The following is a 26183-nucleotide window of genomic DNA, read 5'->3' on the forward strand; positions in this document are numbered from 1 at the left end:
CCGGCCTCAGCTTTTCGCCGCGCGGGCTTTCGCCACCGCCTGGCGCAGCCCGTCGTAACCGATCTGGCCCTGGAACAGCTGGTTGCCGATGATCCACGTCGGGGTGGCGTTGAGCTGCAGTTGGGTCGCGATCGCAAGATTGCTGTCGAGCTCGCGCTGGAACAGCGCCTCGTTCGCGGTCGCGTCGGCGGTGCCGTCGGTAACGACGCCGACCTTTTCGGCGACCGCAGCGATCGCCGCCTTGTCGAGCGAACCCGCCGCGAACATCGCGTGGTGGAAGGCGTCATATTTGCCCTGCCGCGCTGCGGCGAGCGCCATGATCGCGGCGTCGCGGCTTTGCGGTGCGATGATCGGCAGTTCGCGGAACACGACCTTCAGCCGCTTGTCCTCGCGGATCAGGCGGTCGACGTCGGGCACGCTCGCGCGGCAGAAACCGCACGCATAATCGGTGAAGACGACGAGGGTGACGTCGCCGTCGGCATTGCCCGCCCACGCACCGGCATAGGGTTTTTCGAGTGCTGGGCGGATCGCGTCGATGGCCTTTGCTATTTCGCCATTGCGCTGCGCTTCGAGCGCCTCGGGAATAATCTGTGGGTTTGCCTTGATATAGTCGGCGACGATCGTCTCGACCTCGCTTTTGCTCATTCCGCCGCCGAAGCGCCCGCCGAGCCAAAAAACGGCAGCGAGCAGAAGAATTCCGCCCGCGACCATGGCCCATGGGCGCGTTGAAACGCCTTCCATCCCCATCCCCTTCACCTGCGGCAAGCTTTGCGCCGACATCGCCTTGGTCGTTGCGGCTTTTTTCGCCGGCTGCGCAATCGGCGAGCGATCATCGCCCTCCATTGCATGCGCCGCGGCTGGCTTTGCAATAGCGGGGATCGCAGCGTCGCCGGCGAACAGCGGCAGATCGGGCGCCGCAGGCGCATTCGCCTGCGCGGCCGCGGCTTCCTCGCGCGCGAGCAATTGTTCTAGTCCGGAAGGCGGCGGGACCAATTCCTCGCGCGGTGCGGGGCGCAGCTTGCTTGCGGCATCGCCGATCCCGTCGCGCAGGCTTTCGCCCCCTGCCTTGGCGATATCGACCACACCGGCCTTGGTCTTGCCCGCGACTTCGCCGAGCCCGCGCCCGGCTTCGCTCGACAGCTTGGCCACCTTGTCGCCAAGAGCCATTTTCTCCCACGCTTCGCCGCTCGCTTTTGCGGCAGCGCGGCCCGCCTGCGCCGACCCGCGGCCCGCAGCGCGAGCCGCGCGCGCCGTCAGCGCGCCGGTCTTTGCCGCGAGTTCGCGCGAACGGCGCGGGATTTCCATCGCTTCGACGCGCGCGGGAATGTCGGCGCGGTCGCCGACGCGGATCGTCCAGTCGGCAAAGGCTTCGGCGCCGCTCTGAATGCGGTCCCACAGATTCGCAGCGCCAGCCTTGAACGCCTCCGGCTTTACAAGAGGATCGCGCGGCTTTTCGGGGGCGCCGTAACGCGCGAGGTCGATGCCGACGGGCGGCTCCTCCTTCGGTTTCGCCAATCCCTCGTCATGCGCCGGCGCGCCGCCGGTCGGCGTCGGTGCGGGGTTGCGCAGCCATGGCTGGTAATAATCGTCTTTTTTATCGGTCACTTATCGCCCTCGAGCATCACGGAAATGCGACGCGTCGTCCCTGTCTTCACCCGAATCTAACGCCGTTTGCGCTCGCGTTCCACCTCGGCGCGAGCGACCAGTGAAATATCCTGTGCACGGATCCAGTCGGGCGAGCCCTGGGGCAAGCCCTGCATCGCCAGTTCGGCATTACGCAGCGCGAGCCCCGACTGTCCACCCTCAAGACTGTAGCGTTCGGCCGAGGCGAGCGCGGCGCGCGCCTGATCGCCCTTGTTCGCATAGACGATGCCAAGCTGATACCAGGCGAAAGGATTCTGATTGTCGAGCGCAACGGCGGTTTTCAGCACCTCTTCGGCTTCGGCATAGTTTGCCGGATCCTCGGTTGCGATCAGCGCATGGCCCAGCGTCGCGCTGATCAGCGGCTGTGACCGCGACAGGGTCACGGCCTTGCGCAGTGCCGGGATCGCTTCCTTCGGCCGCCCCGATTCGAGCAGAACCTGTCCTTCGAGTTCGAGGAAATAGGGATCGTTCGGGTTTGTCGCGAGCAGACCTTCGACCTCGGTCAGCGCCTTTTGCGGATAGGCGCTCTTGTGCCAGGCATAAGCCCGGGCGTAGCGCGCCGGGATGGTCGTGTTGCTCTCGGGGAATTTGCGCAATGTACGTTCGGGCTCGGCGATATAGCCCGACAGCTTCGCCTTGATCCGCTGAAAACGGGCCTCGATCTTCGGGTCGGCGGGCTTTTCCCACGCGGGATCGATGACATAGACTTCGCGCAGCGCCTGAATGCGGTCGCCCGACATCGGGTGCGTCCGGCCATAAGCCTGATCGTCGTCCTGCTTTACCCCGTAACGGAACTCCAGGTTTTGCAGTTTCTTGAAGAAGGCCAGGCTGCCACGGCCGCTGATTCCGGCCTTCGACAAATATTGGGCGCCTGCGGCGTCGGCGGTCGATTCCTGCACGCGGCTGAACGCGAGGAACTTGCCGAGTGCGGCCTGCTGGCCCGCCATCATGATCCCCATGCCGGCCTCGCCGCCGCCAGCCGCAATCGCCGCGGCGCCGAGAAGCAAGCTGAGAAGCGAGATGCCCGTCGCGGTCTTGGCGCCTTCATTGACGCGGATCGCGTGGCCGCCCATCACATGTCCGAGTTCGTGCGCCAGCACGCCCTGCACCTCTTCGGCGCTGTCCGCGGCTTCGATCAGCCCGCTGAAGACATAGATGTCCTGACTGCCGGCGACAAAGGCGTTGATGCTGCGGTCGCCGAGCAGGTGAACGCGCACCTGCCCGGGCTTGAGCCCCGCGGCGACGAGCAGCGGGTCCATCATGTCCTGGAACAAGGCCTCGGTTTCGGCGTCGCGCAGGATCGACTGCGCCGCCGCCGGGCGCAACGCGATGGCGAACATCGCAAGCAATGTCAGCGCGATACGGAAAATGGAGCGCAGCCTGTGCGTTCCGAGCGCGGGTTGCAGGGAGGGGGCAGTCATCCCCGCCTCTCTTGCGCCGCGCGCCTGAACCCCGAGTGAAGCCATGAGGGCTTATTGGGGGGCAGGTCGCGCGGACGCAAGATGCAGATCGTGCTTATGCGATCAATCGGCCCTGATATCAGTTGCCACTCGATCGGCGTGGACGATCAATTGCCAAACGTACGCTGCCACCAGCCGCGGCGGGGTTCGCCGTCGGGGCCTTCGCTCTCGCCGTCGGCATCCGCTGCAACCGGCTCGGCTTCGCCCGCGGTCGCGGGTTCGGCTGGAGCTTCGGCGGCGATCGCCTTCTTCGCGCGGCTCGCGCGCTTTTTGGGCGCGGGCTTGGCCGGTTCGACTTCGGCTTCGGCAGGCGTCTCGGCGGCGGGTGCTTCCACAACCGGCGCTTCCGCAGCTTCCGCGGCCTCGGCTTCGGCGGCCAAAGCGGCTTTGGTCTTGCGCGGCGCGCGCTTGCGCTTCGGCTTTTCCTCGGCGGCCGGGGCTTCTTCGGCGACGGGCTCGGCGATTTCGGCGACCTCTACCGGCGCAGCTTCCGCTTCGGCTGCAGCGTCGTCAGTGGTCTCTACCGCGTCGGTCTTTTTCCGGCCACGTCCACCACGGCGGCGACGCGGCTTGGCTTCGGCTTCCTCGGCGTCTGCTTCGGGAGCGGCCTCGACAGCCTCTGCCGGCGCAGTTTCGCCGTTCTCGGCGTCGGAGTCGGCGATATCGTCACCGCGATCGTCGCCGCCCTCGCCACCTTCGACGATTTCATTGCCCTCGTCGTCGCGGCGGCCGCGGCGGCCACGGCGGCGGCGGCGGCGGCGCTTGCGGCCCTCACCGTCGCCTTCGCCTTCGTCGCGTTCGCGCGCGCCTTCCTCGCGGTCGCGCGAACGCGCAGGACGTTCTTCGGTCGCCTCTTCTTCGGCTTCCTCTTCTTCGTCCTCGGGATAATCGTCGTCGTCGTCCTCGATCGGGGCGATGGGGGCAAAGCTGCGGCGCGCGATCGGCGGCGGGCCGCTCACCTCAACCGCCATACGCGCGCCCTCGGTCTCGCCATCGGGCAAGATTTCGACGGTAACGCCATAAAGCTCTTCGATCTCGCGCAGTTCACGGCGCTTTTCGTTGAGCAGGTAGAAGGTCGCTTCCTGGCTTGCGCGCAGGGTGATCTTGTTGCCCTTGCCGCGTGCCGCTTCCTCTTCGATCAGGCGCAGCGCGCTGAGACCCGCGGAGCTGGCGGTGCGGACAAGGCCGGTGCCTTCGCAATGGGGGCAGGGGCGCGTCGACGCCTCAAGCACGCCTGTGCGCAGGCGCTGGCGGCTCATCTCCATCAGGCCGAAGCCCGAAATGCGGCCGACCTGGATGCGCGCGCGATCGTTCTTCAGCGCGTCCTTCATCGCGCGCTCGACCTTGCGGACGTTCGAGCCATGATCCATGTCGATGAAGTCGATCACGACCAGCCCGGCCATGTCGCGCAGGCGCAACTGGCGTGCGATCTCGTGCGCGGCCTCAAGATTGGTGCTGAGCGCCGTCTGCTCGATATTATGCTCGCGCGTCGAGCGTCCCGAGTTGATGTCGATCGACACCAAAGCCTCGGTCGGGTTGATCACCAGATAGCCGCCAGATTTTAGCTGGACGACGGGATTGAGCATCCCCGCGAGCTGATCCTCGACGCCGTAGCGCTGATAGAGCGACACCGGGTCGGCATATTGTTTCACGCGTCGCGCGTGGCTGGGCATCAGCAGCTTCATGAACTGCTTTGCGGCCTTATAGCCCTCGTCACCCTCGACGAGCACTTCCTCGATATCCTTGTGATAAATGTCGCGGATCGCGCGCTTCACCAGGTCGCTGTCCGAATGGATCAGCGCGGGCGCGCTCGATCCCAGCGTGTTTTCGCGAATTTCGTCCCACAGGCGGGCGAGATAGTCGAAGTCGCGCTTGATCTCGACCTTGGTGCGGCTCATCCCCGCGGTGCGGACGATGCAGCCCATCGTCGGCGGCAGCGCGAGTTCGTCGATCATCGCCTTCAGCTTGCGGCGATCGGCGCCGTTCGAAATCTTACGGCTGATCCCGCCGCCGTGCATCGTGTTCGGCATCAGCACGCAATAGCGGCCGGCGAGCGACAGATAGGTGGTAAGCGCTGCACCCTTGTTGCCGCGCTCTTCCTTGACGACCTGCACCAGCATCACCTGACGGCGACGGATGACGTCCTGAATCTTGTAGCGGCGGCGGAGCGACATGCGGCTTTCGCCGTCCTCGTCTTCACCCCGACGGCCCCGGCCGCGGCCCCGGCCGCCCTTGCGCCCGTCGCGTCCGCGGCGCTTGCGGTCGCCGCGGCCGTCCCCGGTTCCTTCTGCGCTTTCCTCAGCGCCTTCTTCGCCGTCGTTGTCGCCATTATCGGCGTCGCTATCCTCGTCGCCGTCGCCATCTTCGCCGATGGTTTCGGGTGCGGGTGCATCGCCATTCTCGTCTTCGTCGTGATATTCGACGTCGGCGACATCGCCTTCGAGTTCGTCCAGATCCTCTTCCGCGCGCTGCGCGGCGGCGGCGGCATGTTCGGCCTCTTCGCGCAGCAGCGCGTCGCGGTCTTCCTTTGGAATCTGGTAATAGTCGGGGTGGATTTCGCTGAAGGCGAGGAAGCCGTGGCGATTGCCGCCATATTCGACGAACGCCGCCTGCAGCGACGGTTCGACACGGGTAACCTTGGCCAGATAGATATTGCCCTTGAGCTGCTTGTGCTCGGCGGACTCGAAATCAAACTCCTCGATTCGGTTTCCCTTGGTGACGGCGACCCGGGTTTCTTCCCGGTGCCGCGCGTCGATCAACATGCGCGTGGTCATTAGATACACTCCAAGCGCGCCTCAGCGCGCCATCAAAAAATCCCGCGAACCTCCCCGAGGGAAGGCCACGGCGGATACGGGTGAAAAGAAAAAAGACGTTATTGCCGAAAGGAGCCTGCGTCCGGTCCTGGACGCGCATGCGGTCTTCAAATCCGGCGACGGCCGGGGCGAAAGCGCCCGCGTCGGGATTCAAAGAGGGCATGGCAAGCCTCATGCGGCATCAACCTGTTACGGGATGAGCGGGCGGGCAGGGCGGGCGTTTGCGAACGCCCCGACTGTCCGGTCAACCGGGTGGACTGGCGGCAGGTCGCCCTTCCCCGCATGTCCGGCACCAAGGCGGCCATGATCCGCATAGTCGCGGAGCAGGCCTTCCCCTCAAAAGGCCGGACGGCACCGGGAACGACACCGTCAGTGAGGGCGTGCTAGCATCGGCATCTGTCGACGGCAACCACAACCACCGCACAAAGATAGGATGGTGCGGGGGTGTTGCAAGAAAACCCGCATCCGCAAACGGGTTGAATTGCCCGATAATCCCACCGGTTGCGGTGGGTTTGACCCATGATGACTAATGGATGATTCACATCGTCGTGCGGCCGGCGACGCCATGTTTTTCAATAAGCGCTGGACCGGGACGCGTTTCGGGCGGCATAGACGCGCCATGAGCCTGCTCGCCCTGCTTGGCATGATCGCGTCGCCGTCCGCAGTCGTTGCGGGACGGCCAATCGTCGATCCGGCATTCGACAGGCCGCGCGGCGAAATGCAGATTTCGGCGGGTTTCCGTGCCAAGCGCCCCGGAAAACGATACAGCGTGACCGTTCCGATCGGAAAGCCGAAGCCTTCGGTCGCGCTGCCGCGCATCGAGGGGCCGGCGAACGACCGCCTGCCGCTGGTCGTGATCGACGCGGGGCATGGCGGGCACGACCCCGGCGCGATCAGCCCGCATAGCGGAAAACGCGAAAAGGATATCACGCTCGCGCTTGCCCGCGCGATCCGCGCCGATCTGCTTTCCTCGGGCCGCGTGCGCGTTGCGCTGACGCGCGCAGACGACCGTTTTCTGGTGCTTGAAGAACGTTATGGCATCGCCCGGCGGCTGAAAGCCGACCTGTTTATCTCTGTCCACGCCGATGCTGCCGAGAATCAACAGGCGAGCGGCGCATCGATCTATACCTTGTCCGAGGTCGCTTCCGACCGAGAGGCTGCGCGGCTTGCCGCGCGCGAGAACAAGGCGAATGTCATCAATGGCGTCGATCTCGGCGCGCACAGCGGCGATGTGTCGGCGATCCTGCTCGACCTGACCCAGCGCGAGACGATGAATGTCGCGTCCGAATTCGCGCGGCTGCTGCAGCGTGAGGCGTCGGGCGACGTCAAGTTCCGCACCACCGCGCACCGCTTCGCCTCGTTCATCGTGCTGAAGGCGCCCGACACGCCGTCGGTCCTGTTCGAAACGGGCTTTATCTCGAACAAGGATGACAGCGAATTTCTCGGTTCGCAGGCGGGCCAAAAAAAGGTCGCGCGCGGCGTGCGCAATGCGGTGCAGTTCCACTTCGCGCGGCAGATTTCGGCTCGTTAGGCGCGGTTCGTACTCAGCAGTGAGGTTGCCATATTGTCCGCCTAGGGGTGGAGAGTTGCCGTTGCCCTCTTTGGATATCGCTCGGCTGGATCCGGGATCGGGTCGGCGCAATATTCCAAAGTTCAGGGAAGTTCAGCCCTGTGAACGCCCCGATTTGCAAGTCGCGGAGCGCTGGATGTGCGCGGCACGTCCGATCATGGTCGCACCCGCAAGCTAGGCAGCGACCGCTTTTTGTTCACCGAATGAAAGAGCCGGATGAAGGCTGGCACGGCCAGATAATGTAGGAAAGACCTTTTTGGAGGCTATGTCTGTTTGGGGTGGGAAGCGGGCGTTTGCTACTATGTTGTACCTCGGCGAAGGCCGGGCCCCAGGGCTCTGGAAAGCCGAGCTGTGCGGATTGCCGCCCTGGACCCCGGCCTTCGCCGGGGCACATATTGCCGTCGTTAGTTTCCGGTCGTTTCTTCGCTCTCGTCATCCCGGGCTTGACCCGGGATCCCGCTTTTTGACGCACTCACCGACTTCTAGCGGGACCCCGGGTCAAGCCCGGGGTGACGAGGAGAGAATCTGCTCGCTTCCGGCCGAAAGCTGTCTCCAAGACGAATAAATATAGTCTTGACTAACTTTCTTGCGGCGCTCAGCTTCGCGTGGCTTACCGCGGGAGAGAAGCATGGCGTGGAGCAATTGGTCGGGCAGCGTCACAGCGAACGGCGAGGTCGCGCGTCCGCGAAGCGAGGATGAACTGGCGGCGCTCGTCCGCAGCGCGAATAGGCTGCGCGTCACCGGCGCGGGGCACAGCTTCATGCCGCTGTGCGAATCGGGTGAGCTCATCGTCAGCCTCGACGATATGGCGGGCGCGATACATGTCGCCGCCGACCGCCGCACCGCGCGCATCCCCGCCGGCTGGAGCATCCGACGCCTGACCGCCGCGCTGTGGGAGGAGGGGCTGGCGCTTGCCAATCAGGGCGACGTCAACCCGCAGTCGCTCGCCGGTGCGATGGCGACGGGCACGCACGGCACCGGGGTCGATCTGGGCTCTCTGTCGACTTTCGCGCGCGGGTTCCGCCTCGTCGGGGCGGATGGCGAGGCGCATTGGTGCGATGCGGCGACCAACGCCGATCTCTTTCAGGCGCAGCGGCTGTCGCTCGGCCTGTTTGGCGTCGCGACCGAAATCGAGGTTGCGGTCGTCCCAGCCTTTTGTCTTTCAGAGCGGATCGAAAAGCGGCGTTGGGCGGAAATCCGCGAAAGCTATGACGCGCTGGCGCAGCAGCACCGCCATATCGAATTCTGGTTCTTCCCGCACAGCGACCATGTGATCCTGAAAACGCTCGATCCGTGCGACCCCTGCGACCCGCCGCCGAGCACGACCGACATGGAAGAGGCGACGTTCCGGCGCATTCTCGACATTTCGGCGCGGCTGCCGTTCCTGACGCCCTTTCTTCAGCGCCTGATGATGCGGACGAACATCAGCGGTCGGCGTCGTGGTCCTGCGCACGCCATCTTCCCGTCGGATCGCACGATCCGGTTCGAGGAGATGGAATATGAAATGCCGCGCGCGGTCGGGCTTGAGGCGCTCGACGAGGTCGTCGGCTGGATCCGCAAGAAGCGGCTGTCGGTCACCTTCCCCTTCGAATATCGCACCGTCGCTGCCGACGATATCTGGATGAGCCCGATGAACGCGGGCCCGGTCGCGGCGATCTCGATGCATCAATATTCGAAAATGCCTTGGCGAAACCTGTTCGCCGACGCCGAAGCAATCTTTCGCGGCGCCGGAGGCCGGCCGCACTGGGCAAAGCGCCACACATTGAGCCGTGCCGACGTCGCCGCGCTTTACCCGATGGCGGGACGCTATACAGCGGTGCGCCGCGGCGCCGATCCGACCGGCAAATTTCTGAACCCCCACCTGGAGACATTGTTCGCATGACGACCGACCGTGAATTGCACGACCATCTGATCGGCCGGCAAGGCTCGCGCGCCGACCTCAACACGCCCGTGCTGGTGCTCGACGTCGATGCGCTCGACCGCAATATTGCGGCGATGGCGGCGCTTGTGGCCGCCCGCGGCGTCGCGCTGCGCCCGCATGCCAAGACGCACAAGAGCGTCGATATCGCAAAGCGTCAGATCGCGGCGGGCGCCGTCGGCGTGTGCTGTGCCAAGATCGGCGAGGCCGAGGCGCTGGCGGGGGGCGGGGTGACCGGCATCCTCATCACTTCGCCCGTTGCAGCGCCCGCGGCGATCGACCGGCTCGCGCGGCTCGCGGTAACAGCGGACGGGCTGATGGCGGTCGTCGATCATCCGAATATCGCCGAACGCCTCGATGTGGCGTTGGGGGCGGCCGGCGCAAAGCTCGACGTAATCATCGACATCGACCCCGGCATCGCGCGCACCGGCGTTGCTTCGGCCGAGGCGGCGGTGGCGCTCGCGAAGACGATCAGCGCATCGGCGAACCTCGAATATCGCGGGGTGCAATTTTACTGCGGGTCGCAGCAGCATATCGAAAGCTATGCCGATCGCCGCGCCGCGATCGTCGAACGCACCGCCTATCTGCAGGAGGTCATCGCCGCGCTCACCGACGCAGCCTTCGCGCCGTCCATCGTGACCGGATCGGGCACCGGTACGCACCGGATCGACCTGGACCTTGGCGTCTTCAATGAATTGCAGGCGGGAAGCTATGTCTTCATGGACAAGCAATATCTGGACTGCGACATCGCCGATGGCGCCGAACCGCCCTTCGAGGTTTCGCTTAGCGTCGATTCGCGCGTCGTCAGCGCCAATCACAGCGGGCTCGTCACGATCGACGCGGGTTACAAGTCGCTGTCGACCGACGGCGGCGTTGCGGTGGTCCAGCGCGGCGCGCCCGAAACCGCCTTTTTCGCGTTCATGGGCGACGAGCATGCCGCGCTGATTGCGCCCGAAATCGGAAATGAACTCCGCCCCGGCGATCCGGTCAGCCTGACCGTGCCGCACTGCGACCCGACGGTGAATCTCTATGATCATTACCATGTCGTCGCGGGCGACGCGCTCGTCGATATCTGGCCAGTGAGTGCGCGCGGCCGGGCGCGGTGATCGCCGCTGCCCGCCAGCCGCCGAAGCAGGATCGCGCGCGCCAGACGCGCGAACGGCTGCTCGACGTCGCGGGCGACTTGCTTGCCGATGTGGGGCTCGAGCGGATTTCGACCAACATGATCGCCGCGCGTGCCGGGCTGACGCCGCCTGCGCTCTATCGCTATTTCGACGATAAATATGCGGTCATCGAGGCGCTCGGGCGGCGGTTGATGGAAGGCCAGAACGATGTGCTCGAACGCTGGATCGCGCGCCATTCGCCCGGCGGGATAGCGGGCATGGCCGATCATATCGGTGAGCTTCTGGCCGAAAACGCCGCAGTGACGCGCGCCGAGCCGGGGGCGGTTTGGATCCTGCGCGCGCTCCACGCGACGCCGCGCCTCGTGCATGTCCGGCTCGAATCGCACCGGCACGTGACTGGTAGGCTCGCCGATGCCTGCGTGCCGCATATTCACGGTATCGACAAAGAGATGCTCTGGTCGCGGCTGCGTCTCGCGGTCGAACTCGGCTTCGCCGCCGACGAAATGCTCTATGAGGAAGATCGTGTTTCAGCGGCCACCGTGCGCGCCGAAGTGGCGGCAATGCTCCGCTCGACGCTGTTCGATCTGACAACGGGCGCCTAGTCGTGCGCCTCGCCGCATGCACGCTTCCCTTTCGTCGACACAGGCTTTAGAGGCGGGGACATATGGCCGCCGACAGTCCGCCCAATTTCCGCCTTCGCCTGCGCCGCGACAGCAATGCCGTCATCGCCTGGGTCCGCGATATGTGGACGCGGCGCTGGTTCCGCTGGCTTGGCTATCTTGCGCTGGCGGGTATCCTTTTCCTTGCGTTGATGTGGGTGGTTTTCGCGCGCGACCTGCCCTCGGTCGACCAGCTTCGCGATTACGAGCCGCCGCTGCCGACCATGGTCCGCGACGGCGAAGGCAAGCCCGTTCACAGCTACGCCCGCGAACGGCGCGTCCAGCTCGAATATAGCGAATATCCGCAGCTCCTTGTGCGTTCATTCCTCGCGGCCGAGGATAAGACCTTCTTCAGCCACGGCGGCATCGACTATCCGGGCATCGCGACCGCGATCGTCACCAACTTGACGAGCAGCGGCCGCCCTGTCGGTGCGTCGACGATCACGCAGCAGGTCGCGAAGAACCTGCTGCTGACGAACGAGCTCAGCTATCGCCGCAAGGTGCGCGAGGCGATTCTCGCGATGCGGATCGAGAGTGCGCTGACCAAGGAACAGATTCTCGAGCTTTATCTCAACGAAATCCCGCTCGGCCGCCGCAGCTTCGGCGTGCAGGCTGCGAGCCGCGCCTATTTCGACAAGGACGTCGACCAGCTCCAGCTTCACGAAATGGCGTTCCTTGCGATCCTGCCCAAGGCACCCGAAAAATACGGCCGCGCGCGTTTCGAGCGCGAGGCGCTGGCGCGCCGCAATTTCGTGCTGGGGTCGATGCAGAGCAATGGCTGGATCAGCACTGCGCAGCGCGACGCGGCGCGCGCGATGCCGCTCGGCCTTACCAACAGCGGCAACACTGCGATCGCGCAGGTCGGCGGCTATTATATGGAAGAGGTGCGGCGTCAGTTGATCGCCCAGTTCGGGGAAACTGCCGACAAGGGCCCCCATAGCGTCTATGCTGGCGGCCTCTGGGTGCGCACACCCTATGACGGGAAGATGCAGCAGGGTGCGACGATGGCGCTCCGCAAGGGGCTCCAGCGCTACGACGCGGGCAAGGGCTGGTCGGGGCCGATCGCGGCGATCGAGGCCGACGACCAATGGCAGAGCCGCCTCGCGTCGAGCTTCATCGGCATCGACTATGACAATTGGCGGATCGCCGCGGTGCTGTCGAAATCGGCGGGCGCGGCGCAAATCGGCTTTTCCAATGGTGACACCGGGACGCTGCCCGCCAGCGCCGCGACAATGGGTTATCGCAAGACCGGCGGCAGCGCCTTTTCGGCAATGCGCCCAGGCGACCTGATCGCCGTCAAATCCAGCGGCGGCAGCAGCTATGCGCTTCGCAACATCCCTGAAGTATCGGGCGGGATGGTCGTTGAAAGCCCGCATTCGGGCCGGATTTATGCGATGCAGGGCGGCTTCGACGTGCGCCTGTCGCCCTTCAACCGCGCGACGCAGGCCGAGCGTCAGCCGGGGTCGACGATCAAGCCCTTCGTCTACGCCGCGGCGCTCGACAATGGCATGACGCCCGCGACGATGATCGTCGACGGGCCCTTCTGCGTCTATCAGGGCGCGCGTTTCGGCAACAAATGTTTCCGCAACTTTGGCGGCGCGGGCGGCTCGGGCGAACATACGATGCGCTGGGGCCTCGAACAGTCGCGCAACCTGATGACGGTGCGCACCGCGAGCCAGATCGGCATGGAGCCGGTGGTCGAAATGATCAGCACGATGGGCATCGGCAAGCACGAGCCCTATTTGTCGACGGCGCTCGGCGCGGGGTCGACGACGGTCGAGAAGATGACCAACGCCTATGCGATGCTCGCCAATCACGGCCGCGAACTCAAGCCGCGCGTGATCGACTATGCGCAGGATCGCCGCGGCAAGGTGATTTTCCCGGCGAACTGGCGGCCGTGCGAAGGTTGCAACAAGAAGGACTGGGATGGCCGGCCGATGCCGCGTTTCGCCCGGTCGGGCAAGCAGCTGATGGACCCGATCACCGCCTATCAGGTCGTGCATATGCTTGAAGGCGTCGTCCAGCGCGGGACCGCGGTGCGGCTGCGTGACCTTGGCGTGCCGCTGTTCGGCAAGACCGGCACGACCTCGGGCCCGAACGACGTGTGGTTCGTCGGCGGCTCCCCCGATGTCATCGCTGGCATGTACATCGGTTTCGATCAGCCGCGCAGCATGGGCGGCTATGCGCAGGGCGGCAGCTATGCGGCGCCGATCTTCAAGGATTTTGCGCTCGCCGCGCTTGCCGACCGCCAGCCGATTCCGTTTTCGGCGCCAAAGGGCGTGCGGATGGTGCGGATCGATCGCCAGTCGGGCCGCCGCGTTTACGGTAGCTGGCCGGGCACCGATCCGAAGGCGTCGATCATCTGGGAGGCCTTCAAGCCCGAGAGCGAACCGCGCCGCACGATCCGTGAAGAAGAAATCAAGCCGATCAGGACACAGCGGCGGGCGACCGGCGGCGCGTCGCAAAAGGGGTCGACCGGCCGTACCGACAGCGATTTCCTCGACGACCGCGGCGGCATCATCTGACGCCGCGCACCGCCTTCCCCTGCGGCTCATGAGGCCGTAAGGGCGGGATCAACATATTTCAGGAGCAAGGACATGCGCGCCGAAGCGCAGGATCATATCGACAAGATTGGCGCCGCGCTGGCGCTGCTGCGCCGTTTTCTCGACTGGGACCGCGCGGTGCGGCGGCTGGACGAACTGAATGCAAAGGTCGAGGACCCGACGCTGTGGAACGACGCCAAGGCGGCGCAAGAAGTCATGCGCGAACGCCGCCGGCTGGACGAGGCGATCACCGCGACGCGTGCGATCGAAAAGGAATGTACCGATACCGCCGAACTGATCGAACTTGCCGAGATGGAAGGCGATGAGTCGATGGTCGACGAGGCGGTGGCCTCGCTTGGCGTCCTTGCCGCGCGCGCCGAAGAGGACAAGATCAAGGCGCTGCTCGCGGGCGAAGCCGACGCGAACGACTGCTATATCGAAGTCCACGCGGGCGCGGGCGGAACCGAAAGCCAGGACTGGGCCGAAATGCTTCAGCGCATGTATATGCGCTGGGCCGAAAAGCGCCGGATGAAAGTCGAGCTGGTCGAATATCAGGCGGGCGACCAGGCGGGCATCAAATCGGCGACGATGCTGGTGAAGGGCGAAAATGCCTATGGCTATGCGAAGACCGAAAGCGGGGTTCATCGCCTCGTCCGCATCTCGCCCTACGATAGCTCGGCGCGGCGCCACACGAGCTTTTCGAGCGTCTGGGTCTATCCGGTGATCGACGATAATATCGAGATCGAGATCAACGAAGGCGACCTCAAGATCGATACCTATCGCGCCTCGGGCGCGGGCGGGCAGCACGTCAACACGACCGACTCGGCGGTGCGCATCACGCACATCCCGACCGGCATCGTCGTCGCGAGCCAGAACGATCGCTCGCAGCACAAGAACCGCGCGACTGCGATGGGGATGCTGAAGGCGCGCATGTACGAGGCCGAGCTCCAGAAGCGCGAGGCGGCCGCGTCGGGCGAATATCAGGCGAAGACCGAGATCGGCTGGGGCCACCAGATTCGTTCGTATGTCCTCCAGCCGTATCAGCTGGTGAAGGATCTGCGTACCGGAGTGACTTCGACGGCGCCGGGTGACGTGCTCGACGGCGCGCTCGACCCGTTCATGGCGGCGGCGCTGTCGCAGAAGGTGACGGGCGAAAAGGTCGAAGTGGAAGACATCGACTGATGCGGGGCGCGGTTGTCCTTGCCGCGCTGGTGCTTTTGCCGCTGCTTGGCAGCTGCGATGCGCCTTGGGATGACGGCAGCGACCGCGCGACAAGCGCACGCGACTTTCCGCCTGCCGACCGGCCGGTGGCGCCGACCGTATCGACCAAATGGTCGACCGAGGAGGCGCGCGACCGCGTTAACGAGGCCGAGGATGTCATGGACTCGGCCGACGTCCGCCCCGGAATGACCGTCGCCGATATCGGCGCGGGCGACGGCTATTATACGGTGCGGCTTGCCCAGCGTGTCGGCGCGAGCGGGCGCGTGCTTGCGCAGGACATCATTCCCGAGGTGATCGAGCGTCTTGCCGACCGCGTCGCGCGCGAGCGGCTCGACAATGTGTCGCTGAAACTCGGCGCGGTCGACGACCCGCGCCTGCCCGCGGCGAGCTTCGACCGAATCTTCATGGTCCATATGTATCACGAGATCGGCGAACCCTACGCCTTCCTGTGGCGCCTGCGTCCCGCGCTTCGCAAGGGGGGGCAGATACTCGTCGTCGACGGCGACCGTCCGATCGCGCAGCACGGCACGCCCTTCCGCCTGCTCGTCTGCGAGTTCGAGGCTGTGGGCTACAAGCTCGTTTCCTATGACGACAAGCAGCATGCCGGCGGCTACCTCGCCCGCTTCGAGCCCGAGGGCAAACGCCCCGAGCCCGATGCGATCAAAGTCTGCGACAATCCCTGAGGACACTCGTCCTAATAGACGATCAGACGATCCTCGGCGCCGACTTCGGCGAGGAAACTGACCAGCCCCGCGGCGCGAACGTGCGGCACGAGTTCGGTCGCCGCCAAGCCGACGAGCGCCATGCCCGATTGACAAACCAAAAGCGCGATTTCCATCGCGATCGCTTCCTCGACAAGCCATGCGAGGTCGGGCTGCCCAGCGGCGCGGCGCGCCTCGTCGCCGGCGAACGCCACCGGCTCGCGCAGCAGCGCTGCGGCCTCGCCCTGCAGGAAGACGCGCACCGGACGCCCCAGCGCCGCCGCCGCCATTCCCGCCTCTAGCGCCGCATAGAGCCGCCGCCCTTCGGCAACCGCGACAATGATGTTCAGGCCTTGCATATCGGGCACTCGGGATCCTCAGGCACGCCGACCTCGCGCCAGCGCCGGTCGAGCATATCGACGATCGCGAGCCGTCCCGTCAACGCGGAGCCCCAGCCGCTGAGCGCGCGTACGGCCTCCAGCGCGGCCATGGTGCCGATCATTCCGGCGAGCGCGCCCATGACGCCGGTTTCGGCACAATTGATCCCCGGCCGGTCGGGATCGTTACCGACCAGACAGGCATAGCAGGCGTGCCCCGCGCGCCAGCCCTCATAGAGTGCGACCTGTCCCTCGAACGCGCCGATCGCCGCGCTCAGCAGCGGAATGCGCAGCGCGACCGCGGCGCGGTTCACCGCCAGCCGCGTTTCGAAATTGTCGCAGCCGTCGAGAATCAGGTTCGCGTCCGCTAACAGGGCTTCGGCATTGCCGTTGTCCAGTCGTTCGGCGACCGCGATGGCCTCGACATGCGGGTTGATCCGCTGCGCCGCGCGGGCGGCAACATCGGCCTTCAGCGCGCCGATATCTGCGTCGGTGAAGAGTGGCTGCCGCTGCAGGTTCGACAATTCGATCACATCATGGTCGATGATCGTCAGCCTGCCGACCCCCGCCGCCGCCAGATAGGTAATTGCGGGACAACCAATCCCGCCCGCGCCGATAATCGCGACATGCGCGGCCTTCAGCTTCGCCTGTCCCGCACCGCCAAAGGCCGGAAGGATGATCTGGCGGGCATAGCGGTCGAGTTCGGCGTCGCTGAGCACCGTCAGCGCAGCTTGATGCCCGATAGCGAAGCGACGCCCGCCGCATCCGCAGTCTCGTCAACCGCGTCGCTTTCGACTCCGGTCGACCCGAAACCGCCAGCGCCGCGCGCCGTTTCGTCGAGCGTCTCGACTTCGGCGAAGGCTGCGCGCTGGACGGGCGCCGGGACGATCTGTGCTATGCGATCGCCACGCCTGATTTCGAACGGCTCGTCACCAAGATTGGCGAGGATCACCTTCACCTCACCGCGATAATCGCTGTCGATCGTCCCGGGCGTGTTGAGGCAGGTGATGCCATGCTTGAGCGCGAGGCCCGAGCGCGGGCGGACCTGCACCTCGTAACCCGCCGGGATCGCCATCGCGAAGCCGGTCGCGACCGCGTAGCGCGCACCGGGGCGCAGCGTCAGCGTCTCGGCCGCGACGACATCCATGCCCGCTGCGCCGTCACTGGCATAGGCAGGCAGGGGCAGACCGCCGCCGTTGGGCAGCCGCTGGATGGCGATCTCAATCTCTTTCAAGGAGTGCACGTTTTTCGAGCTCATCGGCGATCTTTTCCATCAATTTGCGGGCGACGGCCTGCTTGGGAAGCCGGTCCCAGCTATCTACGCCGTCTTTGCTAACGATATGTACCCGGTTGCTTTCGCCACCCATCGGATCAGCCGAGACATCGTTCGCGACGATCCAGTCGCATCCCTTGCGCGCGAGCTTCGCCTGCGCGTGGGGGATGACGTCGTTGGTTTCGGCGGCAAAACCGACCAGCAGTTTCGGGCGTTCGGACGATTTGGCGAGGCCGGCGAGGATGTCCGGATTCTCGGCGAGCGCGAGCGGCGGAACCTGCCCGCTGCCATCCTTCTTGATCTTTTGCGCGGCAGTATCGGCGGCGCGCCAGTCGGCCACCGCGGCGACCATGATCGCGGCATCGACGGGCAATGCCTGCTCGACTTCGGCCGCCATCTCGACGGCGGTTTCGACATCGACGCGGATCACGCCCGGCGGGGTCGGCAGCGGGACGGGCCCGGCGATCAGCAGCACTTCGGCTCCGGCCTCGGCGGCGGCGGCGGCAATCGCGAAGCCCTGCTTCCCGCTCGAGCGGTTGGCGATGTAGCGCACCGGGTCGATCGGCTCATGCGTCGGTCCCGCGGTGATCAGAATGCGGCGGCCATAGAGCGGGCGGCGGTTCGCGGGCGCAAAATCGGGCTGGCCCGCCAGCGCCTCCGGAGCGGTCAGCGGAATCGGCGTGGGTGCGTTGGCAAGCGCCGCGTCGATCGCATCTTTGATCACCGCGGGTTCGGGCAGCCGGCCCGGACCATATTCGCCGCACGCCATCTCGCCTTCGTCGGGTTCCATCACCGTCACGCCGTCGCCGCGCAGCGTCGCGATATTGCGCCGCGTCGCGGCGTGCAGCCACATGCGCACATTCATCGCGGGCGCGGCGAGCACCGGCTTGTCGGTGGCAAGCAGCAACGTGGTTGCAAGGTCGTCGGCGATCCCCGCCGCCATTTTGGCCAGCAAATCGGCGGTCGCGGGCGCGACGACGACCAGGTCGGCCTCGCGGCTGAGCTGGATATGCCCCATCTCTACCTCATCCTTGAGGTCGAAGAGGCTGGTGTAGACCTTGTTTTCGCTCAGTGCCGCGAGCGTCAGCGGCGTCACGAACTGCTCGCCCGCACGTGTGATCACGCAGCGGACGACATATCCGCCCTTGCGCAGCAGCCGGACGAGCTCGATGCTCTTGTACGCGGCAATGCCGCCGCCGATGATCAGAAGAATGCGCGGCGCGGGCATCAGCGGTGGCAGGCCTGCGCGCTAGGGCGGGCGATCGACAGGGGGTGATTCATCGCCGTCTCCTTCGCGCATCAGTTATGCGCTTCCTGGCTTCAGTTCAAGCGCACGCCTTAAACGGGGGCAGCTCGAACAGTTCGCTTTTCACCGCGCAGCGAACGGATGATTTCGGCGAGCGCGGCGGGCGCGAAGGCGAGCCCGATGAACAGGGTCGGCGTCACGAGCATCGCCCAATAGAAATTGGCGGGCCGCGCGAAGACCATCAGCAGGGCCGCATAGCCAAGCTGGATCAGCAATGTCGCCAGCCCCAGGCGTGAACGCCATGCCGCCCAGCCGAGCAGCGCGAGCGGAACGAGCAGTGCGCCGACCCATCCCGCGAAGAAGCGGAGCAGCGACGAGGCTTGGACGAACGACACGTAGGCGATCCAGCCGCCTTGCCCGTTCCAGCCCTGGCTCGCGGCATCGGTGGGGGTCGTGACCGTCGCCAGTGCCGCGATATGCGCCGCAAGGCCGGCGGCGAAGCAAAGGCCGATCGCGAGCCATCCCGCTGCCGCACGCCAGTCGCGGTCGATCAATGCGAAGAGGCCGAACAGCATTGCGACCGGCAATACGGTCTCGCGGATCGCGAGCGCGGCCGCGATAACCGCCATCGCGGCCCATGGGCGGGCGGGGCGATAGAGCGCGAGCGCGAGCGCGACGAGCGCGCCCGCCGCGACTTCGTGGATGAACAGCCACTCGCGTGCGGCCAACTGCGTCAGGTTCGCAGCGACGAACAGGGCACCGATCGTGGCGGTGCGCGGGAGGTCCGGTTCGGTTCGCAGCCGCCGATACCACGCAAGGACCGCGGCACCGCCGATAAGGAGAAGTGCGAACTGCACCTTCTGCTCGCCAAGCGCGGCCACGATATAGGCGAGCGTGGGCAGACGAACGGCGACGAAGGGGCGCAGCGGATAATTGCCGGCGCGGTGTTCGGCCGCCGCCGCGGCATAATAGGAGTCTCCCGCCTCAACCCGCTGCGCGATGCGCGCATAAAGCGCATGATCGCCGACGAGTCCGTCGAAATGCGCCGAAGAGGGCTTTGCGACTTCGACATGATCGCGGCCGACGCCGCCGGCAACTCCCCACGCCATCAGCAGCACGAGCAGGCCGAGAATCGCCGCTGCGACCGGGCGCGAGACGCCGGCGAAGCGGTTCCAGTCTCGCTTTGCGGTCGCTACTTGCGCCATGTCAGCGCCGACGACATTGCGAAGTTCCAGATCGCGCCGACCACGACGCCGGCAACCCCGGCGACCCACCAGCGCTCGTCATGCCCCGCCATCCATGTGCCGATGCCGATATTGGCGACCGCGCCCAGTGCCGAAATCGCATAGAAGCTGGCAAGGCCGCCGACGACGCGCCAGCCCTTGAGCTTGCGATCGGCGTAAGTGAAGCTGTTGTTGAGAAAGAAATTGAAAGCGATCGCGGTCATCACCGCCGCCGTCTGCGCGGTGACGAAGGCGCTGCCAGTGCCGAGGATCGTGCGCAGCACCGCGAGATGGACGAATACGCCGATCCCGCCGACCATCAGGAATTTGAGCAGACGGACGGGGATGAAACGGCCGATCGTCTTGTCGGCGATCAGCTCGGCATATTCGGCGATCACGCGTGCGCCGATCTTGCTTTCGCCCGCCTCGCGCGTGCGGAATTGATAGGGGATTTCGGCGACCTTCAGCGGCGTCGGGCTCGACGCCAATATGTCGATCAATATCTTGAAGCCGATCGCCGACAGGCGCGGCAGCGCGCGTTCAAAGGCGTCGCGGCGAACCGCGAAAAAGCCGCTCATCGGGTCGCTCACATCGGTGCCGAGCGCGATCTGCCCGGCGCGCGTCGCAAGCCGGCTCATACGGGCGCGGTCCTTGTCCCAGTCGCCGATTCCGCCGCCTGCGACATAGCGCGTTCCAACGGCGATATCGGCGCCGTTCGCGATCGCGTCGATCAGCTGCGGCAGCGCATCCTCACTGTGCTGAAGATCGCCGTCCATCACCGCGATCACGGGGGCCGCCGTCGCCAATATGCCTTCGACAACCGCCGATGACAGGCCGCGGCGGCCCACGCGCTGGACGATCCGCACATGCCGCGATCCGCGGCCGATGCGGCGTATCAGTTCGCTTGTTCCATCGGGCGAATTGTCGTCGACGAATACGACTTCCCATCCGCGCCCGGCGAGTACGACCGAGAGTTTTTCGATCAACCTTTCGACATTGCCCGCCTCGTTGAGCGTCGGCACGACGACCGCAACCTCGAGCGGCAGCGCGTCGACGGGGAGGATCGTTTCGGCAATCAGGGTGTCGTGGCGCATGAAACCTCGGTTTTTCCGGATTTCACGTCCGGGGTTGGTCAGGATCGGATAGTGGCGATTTAAGGTAAATATCCGGTAACCAATGGCGGCTTCATGTGGACGCGACCTTGTAAACATGCAATTTCGCGATTGGGGGTCGCCTTCGGGGATGGGGGGCTGAATGAACGGGTTTTGGGGCGGGACGCTTGTGCTTGCGATATCGCTTGCGCTTTCGGGGTGCGGTTACGCAAAAAAGGCGCCCGAGATGCTGCCGCCTGCGCCGGGCGGGGCCTCGCCTTATGAAGACGAGCGCGCGGCCGCCTATCGCGCCCAACAGGAAGCAATGGCACAGCAAGCTGCTCGCGAACAGCAATCGGCACGCGCCGAAGCCATGCGCGCCTATGAAGAAGCAAAGGCCGCCGTGGCCCAGGCCAAGAAACAGGTCGAAGCCGCGCGCAAGGGGCATATCAACATCCCGGGCGCCAGTGCAGGGTCGACGGGGGCCACGCATTTGGCCGATTCCGCTGCGGGCTCCGCGAGCGATCCGGGCGCCTCCGCAAAGATCGCCTGCCCGCAGCTCGGCGGCCTCGCGACACCCGAAGAATGTGCCAATTATTCGGGCCTGCTCGCGACGATGCAGAGCGGCGTTGCCGCCTTTGATCCGCCCCGCCGGATGGCGATGGGGCGCGATTATCCGGTCAAGCTGGTGATCGGCGCGAAGGAGGTCGCGGCGCAGGTCGTCGACAGCGCGACCGACGCCGGCGACGTGAAGACCGTCGACATTCGGCTCGGCTCGTGGGTCTGCGCCGAATTGCTCGCGACACAGTTCGAGCTGAACGGGCCGGCACGTCAGTGCAAGGAACGCGGGCTGTCGCGCATGCTCTCGTTCGACTGGACCGTCTCGCCAAAGCAGGACGGACAGCTCAAGCTGGGCGTGAAGGTCGAAAGCCTTGCCGAACAGAATGGCAAACCGCTCGATACGATCGACAGCCGGATGATCGCGGTCGATGTCGAAGCCGACGCGATCGGCCGCTTCGATATGATGGTGTCGCGGTTGACCGACAGCCTTGGCGGTGTCCGTACGATGCTGCTCGCGCTGGTCAGCGCGCTTGGCGTGCTGTCGGTCGTGGTCTGGCGCATCCGCAACCTTGGCAAGAAGCCCGAGAAGGATGCGCTGAAGGACCTGACCTCTAGCTGATCCCCAGCGCCCACAATGCCGCGGCGCCCGCCGCCGCACCCGCCAGCGCGGTCAGCGCATAACGCCACCAGCGGCGGTTCTCGCCCGAATCCCACATCAACGGAATGTCGGGCAGCGGCGGTGCGGGCGGCGCGGCGCCCTTCTTCGGCAATTGCGCGTCGAGGCGGCGGATGATGTCGGGGATCAGCGCCAGCGTCTTGCCCTGTTCGCGCAAACCATCGGCCAGTGCGGCCTCGGGGCCGAGTTCGTCGCGGATCCATTCGCTCACGAACGGGCCCGAGACGTCCCACATATTGATCTTGGGGTTCAGCATCGTGGCGACGCCCTCGACCATCACCATCGTCTTTTGCAGCAGCAGCAGATGCGGCTGGGTCTGCATGTCGAAATCGCGCGTGATCGCGAACAGGCCGTCGAGCATCTGCCCGACGCTAAGCTCGCTCACCGGCTTGCCGCGCATCGGCTCGCCGACCGCGCGCAACGCCGTCGCGAATTCCTCGACGCTGTGATAGTCGGGGACATATTGCGCCTCGAAATGGATTTCGGCGACGCGGCGGTAATTGCCCGTGGTCAGCCCATAGAGGATTTCGGCGAGCCAGTAGCGCGCCTGCCGGTTGATCCGCCCCATGATGCCGAAGTCTACGGCGGCGATCGTGCCGTCGGACTTCACGAACAAATTGCCCTGGTGCATGTCGGCGTGGAAGAAGCCCTCGGCGATCGCTTGCCGCAGGAAGGCGTTCACGAGGTTCGCCGACAATTTTTCCATATCGTGCCCGGCGGCGATCAGCGCGTCGCGGCGCGAAATCTTGATCCCGTCGATCCAGTCGAGCGTCATGACGCGGCTCGCGGTACGGTCCCAGTCGATGGCGGGGACCTCATAGGTCGGAACGCCGACCATGGCGTCGCGAAGTTCGGACGCCGAGGCGGCTTCGCGGCGGAGGTCGAGTTCGCGAAGCGTCCAGCGGCGGAAATTGGCGATCACCTGCCGCGGGCGCAGCCGCGTTGCTTCACCGCCGAGCGCCTCGAGATGCGCGGCTGCCCATTCATAGGTTTCGATGTCGCGCGCGAATTGCTTGTCGATTCCGGGACGGCGCACCTTTACCGCGACCTTGCGGCCATCGGTCGTCACCGCGCGGTGGACCTGTGCGATCGACGCCGATCCGATGGGTTCGGGATCGAATTCGCTATAGAGGCTCTCAAGCGGAACCTCGAAGGTCGCCTCGATTTCCTGCCGGATGCGCTCGAAGGCGACGGGGGCGAGCGCGTCCTGCAGCGTCAGCAGATTGTGCGCGGCTTCCTCGCCGACGAGGTCGGGACGCGTTGCGAGCGTCTGGCCGAGCTTGACCGCGGCCGGGCCGATCGCCTGAAAGGCCGCGGCATAGTCGGGTATCTTTGGCTGGATCGTACCTAGCCGAGCAATGCGGCAGAGGCGCTTGACCCCCGGCGGGGTCTGCGGCGCGCTCTCGATTCCGCGCAGCGCGCCGTGACGCGCAAGGATGCGCCCCCACTTCAGCAGGCGGACGATATGGGTGACGGGTCGGGTCAAGCTTTCCACCCGCTGTGGATCGCGACGAGCCCGCCGAGGATCGGCTCGACCTTGACCGCCGTGAAGCCGGCTTCGCGGATCATCCTCGCGAATTCGGGCATCGGCGGAAAGCGGCGGATCGATTCGATCAAATAACGATAGCTGTCCTCATCGTCGGCGATCAGCTTGCCGAGCTTGGGGACGAGATGGTGCGAATAGGCGTCATAGGCCTGCGCGAAACCCGGCCATTCGTTGGTCGAAAATTCGAGGCAGAAGAAACGCCCGCCATAGCGCAGCACGCGGTGCGCTTCCTTCAGCGCGGCGGGGATGTCGGTGACGTTGCGGATGCCGAAGGCGATCGTATAGGCGTCGAAAAACTGGTCGGGAAACGACAGCTTCTCGGCATTTTGTTCGGACCAGACGAGGCTGTCGATGCCGCGTTCGGCGGCGCGTTCGACACCCACGCCCAGCATGTCGGGGTTGATGTCGGCAACGGTGATGCTGGCGCCGAAGCGCTCCATGCGAAAGGCGATGTCGCCGGTGCCGCCCGCCATGTCGAGGATCGTCTCACCTTCGCGCGGTTTCACGCGGCGCACGAAGCGATCCTTCCACAGGCGGTGCATGCCCCCCGACATCGCATCGTTCATGATGTCATATTTGCGCGCGACGCGGCTGAACACCTCGCCGACCATTGCGGTCTTTTCCCCCGCAGGGACCTGTTCATAGCCGAAGCTGACGGTGTCGGGAGTGGCCATGGAGTGCGCGCCTTTGCGGGGGAGTGGTAAAGTCGAACGGCCTTTAGCGGGGCCTTGCCGCCCGCGCAAATGGCGCGTAGCCCGATAGGCGATATGCCCGAACTCCCCGAAGTCGAAACCACTGTCCGCGGCCTCGCGCCGTTTCTCGAAGGCCAGCGGCTGACCGCCGTCACGACATATCGTCCGGACTTGCGCCGCCCCTTTCCCGCCGACCTCGCGCAGCGACTGACCGGCGCGACGGTCACCGGCCTGTCGCGCCGCGCCAAATATGGCGTCATCTCGACCGACCGCGACGATCATATGATCTTTCATCTCGGCATGTCGGGGCGCTGGCGTACCGAGGGCGGCGAGGCGGGCAAGCACGACCATCTGCTGCTCGAAACCGGGGCGGGGCATCGGCTATTCCTCCACGACCCGCGGCGATTCGGATCGGTCGACCTGGTGTCGGGTGATCCGCTGATGCGGTTTCCCGCCTTTGTCACGCTGGGCCCCGAACCGCTGTCGGATGCTTTCGACGCCGCCTATTTGTCCAGGGCGCTGGCGGGACGGCGTGCACCGATCAAGGCGATGCTGCTCGACCAGACGATCGTCGCAGGGCTGGGCAATATATACGTCTGCGAGGCGCTCAACATGGCGCGCATTTCGCCGGTGAAGCCTGCCGCCGACGTATCGAAGGCCAAGCTTGCGGTGTTGGTGCCCGCGATCAAGCAGGTGCTGATCGCCGCCATCGCGGCCGGCGGATCGACCTTGCGCGACTTCCTCAGCCCCGAAGGCGACCTCGGCTATTTCGCGAAGGACTGGCGTGTCTATGGCCGCGAAGGCGAGGCCTGCGAATGCGGCGGGACGATCGCGCGTATCGTGCAATCGGGCCGGTCGACCTTTTATTGCCCGAAATGCCAACGATAATGCGGGGAATCACCCGCAAAGCCATTGACCAAATCACCCTTCATCGCTATGCGCGCACCCTTCGAGCAGGGTCCGGTCGTCCGGAACCGGCCGCATCCGGACATTGATTCGCTGCAAATTGCGCGATTCGGCTGCTCCGCTGAGGCTGTGCTCCGACCATGTAGACCGTTTGAAAGACTAGAGGAATTTATGGCCAATACGCCGCAGGCAAAGAAGCGCATCCGCCGCAACACCGCGCGCACCGTCGTGAACAAGAATCGCGTTTCGCGCATTCGCACGCTGGTGAAGAAGGTCGAAGTCGCCGTCGCAGCGGGTGACAAGGATGCGGCCGCGACCGCACTGAAGGCGGCGCAGCCTGAAATGGCGCGCGGCGTTGCCAAGGGCGTGCTCCACAAGAACACCGTGGCCCGCAAGTTCTCGCGCCTGACGAAAAGCGTCAACGCGATCGCCTGAACCGGCTCGTCCCGAAAGGGAACAAAAAGGACCCGCTGGCATCTTGCCCGCGGGTCCTTTTTTGCGTCCGATATTGTGACAGCGCGATGGCAATAGTGTTGCAGCGCGGTAAGTGACGGAATTACGGCGATTCGTTGTTTCGTCTCTGGATTGTCACATTTAACTCATTGAAAATATAAGGAAAAATGGCACGCTGGCGCGATTCCGGTGCCCCCGATGAGTCAAGATTTTTATTTCAGTATTTTTACATGGGCGCCCCTTGATCGACTCGGCGACCCCTGACTAGACAGGGGCGTCGTCGGCCTTCGCCGGCGGCCGCCACATCGACATGATTCGCAACTTTTCGGGACGCTTTGTCTCGGACAGGAAAGCTGTGCCACTTGCGCAGCGGACGGATCGGCGCGTGGCCGGCCGCCCGATCGTCCGGCGCGCGGGGACCTGAGGGGGCGGCACGGCGTGATAGAGAGCAGCAATCGGCATGGGCAAGACGCAAAGGGCGGAGCG

At 65.3% G+C, this 26183-nt stretch carries 20 protein-coding genes and 1 pseudogene; 10 read left to right on the forward strand and 11 right to left on the reverse strand.

Annotated features, from left to right (window positions below; all coding sequences use genetic code 11):
• Positions 1-6: 6 nt before the first annotated feature.
• The 3 genes from KEC45_RS21745 to KEC45_RS21755 all read right to left on the reverse strand — a co-directional run bounded on the left by KEC45_RS21745 (position 7) and on the right by KEC45_RS21755 (position 5878).
• Positions 7-1605, reverse strand: a complete 1599-nt coding sequence (locus KEC45_RS21745; RefSeq protein ID WP_062185425.1) for a DsbA family protein — start codon at positions 1603-1605, stop codon at positions 7-9.
• Between the two features lie 56 nt (positions 1606-1661).
• The gene (locus KEC45_RS21750) at positions 1662-3065 is read right to left on the reverse strand and encodes a M48 family metalloprotease (protein WP_062185423.1); all 1404 of its coding nucleotides are present in this window, start codon (positions 3063-3065) and stop codon (positions 1662-1664) included.
• A 146-nt stretch (positions 3066-3211) separates the two neighbouring features.
• Positions 3212-5878, reverse strand: a complete 2667-nt coding sequence (locus KEC45_RS21755; RefSeq protein WP_193749210.1) for a ribonuclease E/G — start codon at positions 5876-5878, stop codon at positions 3212-3214.
• 568 nt (positions 5879-6446) lie between these two features.
• On the opposite strand from KEC45_RS21755, the gene KEC45_RS21760 reads away from it, so the two are divergent.
• The 7 genes from KEC45_RS21760 (at position 6447) to KEC45_RS21790 (ending at position 15635) form a co-directional block, all read left to right on the forward strand.
• Positions 6447-7448, forward strand: coding sequence for an N-acetylmuramoyl-L-alanine amidase (locus KEC45_RS21760; protein ID WP_368389951.1), 1002 nt, complete (start codon positions 6447-6449; stop codon positions 7446-7448).
• Positions 7449-8115: 667 nt separating this feature from the next.
• Positions 8116-9369 (forward strand): D-arabinono-1,4-lactone oxidase, encoded by a 1254-nt coding sequence (locus KEC45_RS21765; RefSeq protein ID WP_062185421.1) that lies wholly within the window; start codon positions 8116-8118, stop codon positions 9367-9369.
• A complete protein-coding gene (locus KEC45_RS21770; RefSeq protein ID WP_062185419.1) occupies positions 9366-10511 on the forward strand; it encodes a DSD1 family PLP-dependent enzyme in 1146 nt (381 codons plus the stop codon). Before KEC45_RS21765 ends, KEC45_RS21770 begins: the two co-directional genes overlap by 4 nt.
• A complete protein-coding gene (locus KEC45_RS21775; RefSeq protein ID WP_062185417.1) occupies positions 10508-11131 on the forward strand; it encodes a TetR/AcrR family transcriptional regulator in 624 nt (207 codons plus the stop codon). The genes KEC45_RS21770 and KEC45_RS21775 overlap by 4 nt, the downstream gene beginning before the upstream one ends.
• 62 nt (positions 11132-11193) lie before the next feature.
• Positions 11194-13713 (forward strand): penicillin-binding protein 1A, encoded by a 2520-nt coding sequence (locus KEC45_RS21780; protein ID WP_062185415.1) that lies wholly within the window; start codon positions 11194-11196, stop codon positions 13711-13713.
• Positions 13714-13785: 72 nt separating this feature from the next.
• Positions 13786-14913, forward strand: coding sequence for a peptide chain release factor 2 (prfB, locus tag KEC45_RS21785; RefSeq protein WP_062185413.1), 1128 nt, complete (start codon positions 13786-13788; stop codon positions 14911-14913).
• On the forward strand, positions 14913-15635 hold the full coding sequence (locus tag KEC45_RS21790; protein WP_062185411.1) for a class I SAM-dependent methyltransferase: 723 nt from the start codon (positions 14913-14915) through the stop codon (positions 15633-15635). Before prfB ends, KEC45_RS21790 begins: the two co-directional genes overlap by 1 nt.
• Positions 15636-15646: 11 nt before the next feature.
• On the opposite strand, the gene KEC45_RS21795 is transcribed toward KEC45_RS21790, so the two are convergent.
• From KEC45_RS21795 to KEC45_RS21820, 6 genes and pseudogenes are all read right to left on the reverse strand, one after another.
• Positions 15647-16012, reverse strand: a complete 366-nt coding sequence (locus KEC45_RS21795) for a DsrE family protein (protein WP_062185409.1) — start codon at positions 16010-16012, stop codon at positions 15647-15649.
• Positions 16000-16749: a HesA/MoeB/ThiF family protein gene (locus tag KEC45_RS21800; protein WP_062185407.1), complete on the reverse strand. Its 750-nt coding sequence runs from the start codon at positions 16747-16749 to the stop codon at positions 16000-16002. The genes KEC45_RS21795 and KEC45_RS21800 overlap by 13 nt, the downstream gene beginning before the upstream one ends.
• A 77-nt stretch (positions 16750-16826) precedes the next feature.
• Positions 16827-17288: pseudogene (dut, locus tag KEC45_RS21805) on the reverse strand (dUTP diphosphatase); the annotation flags it as partial.
• Entirely contained in the window at positions 17251-18531 is a 1281-nt protein-coding gene (locus tag KEC45_RS21810; protein ID WP_062185402.1) for a phosphopantothenate--cysteine ligase family flavoprotein, read from the reverse strand. The pseudogene dut and the gene KEC45_RS21810, both read right to left, overlap by 38 nt.
• 110 nt (positions 18532-18641) lie before the next feature.
• Positions 18642-19754 carry a hypothetical protein gene (locus KEC45_RS21815; RefSeq protein WP_062185400.1) on the reverse strand — a complete coding sequence of 371 codons (1113 nt, stop codon included), beginning with the start codon at positions 19752-19754 and terminating at the stop codon, positions 18642-18644.
• Complete coding sequence (locus KEC45_RS21820) at positions 19742-20866, reverse strand: glycosyltransferase family 2 protein (protein ID WP_062185398.1); 1125 nt, start codon at positions 20864-20866, stop codon at positions 19742-19744. Before KEC45_RS21820 ends, KEC45_RS21815 begins: the two co-directional genes overlap by 13 nt.
• A 160-nt stretch (positions 20867-21026) precedes the next feature.
• Between KEC45_RS21820 and KEC45_RS21825 the strand changes: the two genes are divergently transcribed.
• Positions 21027-22043: a hypothetical protein gene (locus KEC45_RS21825; RefSeq protein ID WP_062185394.1), complete on the forward strand. Its 1017-nt coding sequence runs from the start codon at positions 21027-21029 to the stop codon at positions 22041-22043.
• Here the strand turns inward: KEC45_RS21825 and ubiB are convergent.
• Both ubiB and KEC45_RS21835 read right to left on the reverse strand, forming a co-directional pair.
• Positions 22036-23586 (reverse strand): 2-polyprenylphenol 6-hydroxylase, encoded by a 1551-nt coding sequence (ubiB, locus tag KEC45_RS21830; RefSeq protein WP_062186909.1) that lies wholly within the window; start codon positions 23584-23586, stop codon positions 22036-22038. The genes KEC45_RS21825 and ubiB overlap by 8 nt on opposite strands.
• Positions 23583-24320 carry a class I SAM-dependent methyltransferase gene (locus KEC45_RS21835; protein WP_062185391.1) on the reverse strand — a complete coding sequence of 246 codons (738 nt, stop codon included), beginning with the start codon at positions 24318-24320 and terminating at the stop codon, positions 23583-23585. The genes ubiB and KEC45_RS21835 overlap by 4 nt, the downstream gene beginning before the upstream one ends.
• A 93-nt stretch (positions 24321-24413) precedes the next feature.
• On the opposite strand from KEC45_RS21835, the gene mutM reads away from it, so the two are divergent.
• Positions 24414-25226: a bifunctional DNA-formamidopyrimidine glycosylase/DNA-(apurinic or apyrimidinic site) lyase gene (gene mutM, locus KEC45_RS21840; protein WP_062185388.1), complete on the forward strand. Its 813-nt coding sequence runs from the start codon at positions 24414-24416 to the stop codon at positions 25224-25226.
• Positions 25227-25415: 189 nt separating this feature from the next.
• Positions 25416-25679 carry a 30S ribosomal protein S20 gene (gene rpsT, locus KEC45_RS21845; RefSeq protein WP_062185384.1) on the forward strand — a complete coding sequence of 88 codons (264 nt, stop codon included), beginning with the start codon at positions 25416-25418 and terminating at the stop codon, positions 25677-25679.
• Positions 25680-26183 lie beyond the last annotated feature (504 nt).

The organism is Sphingopyxis sp. USTB-05, from assembly GCF_023822045.1.
Classification (GTDB): Bacteria; Pseudomonadota; Alphaproteobacteria; order Sphingomonadales; family Sphingomonadaceae; genus Sphingopyxis.

What these genes read in the sequence shown, in the direction of transcription:
- KEC45_RS21765 (WP_062185421.1), top strand. Translation starts at nt 8,116, where the DNA reads ATGGCGTGGAGCAATTGGTCGGGCAGCGTCACAGCGAACGGCGAGGTC.
- rpsT (WP_062185384.1), top strand. Translation starts at nt 25,416, where the DNA reads ATGGCCAATACGCCGCAGGCAAAGAAGCGCATCCGCCGCAACACCGCG.
- KEC45_RS21790 (WP_062185411.1), top strand. Translation starts at nt 14,913, where the DNA reads ATGCGGGGCGCGGTTGTCCTTGCCGCGCTGGTGCTTTTGCCGCTGCTT.
- mutM (WP_062185388.1), top strand. Translation starts at nt 24,414, where the DNA reads ATGCCCGAACTCCCCGAAGTCGAAACCACTGTCCGCGGCCTCGCGCCG.
- KEC45_RS21820 (WP_062185398.1), bottom strand. Translation starts at nt 20,866, where the DNA reads ATGCGCCACGACACCCTGATTGCCGAAACGATCCTCCCCGTCGACGCG.
- KEC45_RS21815 (WP_062185400.1), bottom strand. Translation starts at nt 19,754, where the DNA reads ATGGCGCAAGTAGCGACCGCAAAGCGAGACTGGAACCGCTTCGCCGGC.
- KEC45_RS21825 (WP_062185394.1), top strand. Translation starts at nt 21,027, where the DNA reads ATGAACGGGTTTTGGGGCGGGACGCTTGTGCTTGCGATATCGCTTGCG.
- KEC45_RS21810 (WP_062185402.1), bottom strand. Translation starts at nt 18,531, where the DNA reads ATGCCCGCGCCGCGCATTCTTCTGATCATCGGCGGCGGCATTGCCGCG.
- KEC45_RS21780 (WP_062185415.1), top strand. Translation starts at nt 11,194, where the DNA reads ATGGCCGCCGACAGTCCGCCCAATTTCCGCCTTCGCCTGCGCCGCGAC.
- KEC45_RS21770 (WP_062185419.1), top strand. Translation starts at nt 9,366, where the DNA reads ATGACGACCGACCGTGAATTGCACGACCATCTGATCGGCCGGCAAGGC.
- KEC45_RS21760 (WP_368389951.1), top strand. Translation starts at nt 6,447, where the DNA reads ATGGATGATTCACATCGTCGTGCGGCCGGCGACGCCATGTTTTTCAAT.
- KEC45_RS21750 (WP_062185423.1), bottom strand. Translation starts at nt 3,065, where the DNA reads ATGACTGCCCCCTCCCTGCAACCCGCGCTCGGAACGCACAGGCTGCGC.
- KEC45_RS21755 (WP_193749210.1), bottom strand. Translation starts at nt 5,878, where the DNA reads ATGACCACGCGCATGTTGATCGACGCGCGGCACCGGGAAGAAACCCGG.
- prfB (WP_062185413.1), top strand. Translation starts at nt 13,786, where the DNA reads ATGCGCGCCGAAGCGCAGGATCATATCGACAAGATTGGCGCCGCGCTG.
- KEC45_RS21835 (WP_062185391.1), bottom strand. Translation starts at nt 24,320, where the DNA reads ATGGCCACTCCCGACACCGTCAGCTTCGGCTATGAACAGGTCCCTGCG.
- KEC45_RS21795 (WP_062185409.1), bottom strand. Translation starts at nt 16,012, where the DNA reads ATGCAAGGCCTGAACATCATTGTCGCGGTTGCCGAAGGGCGGCGGCTC.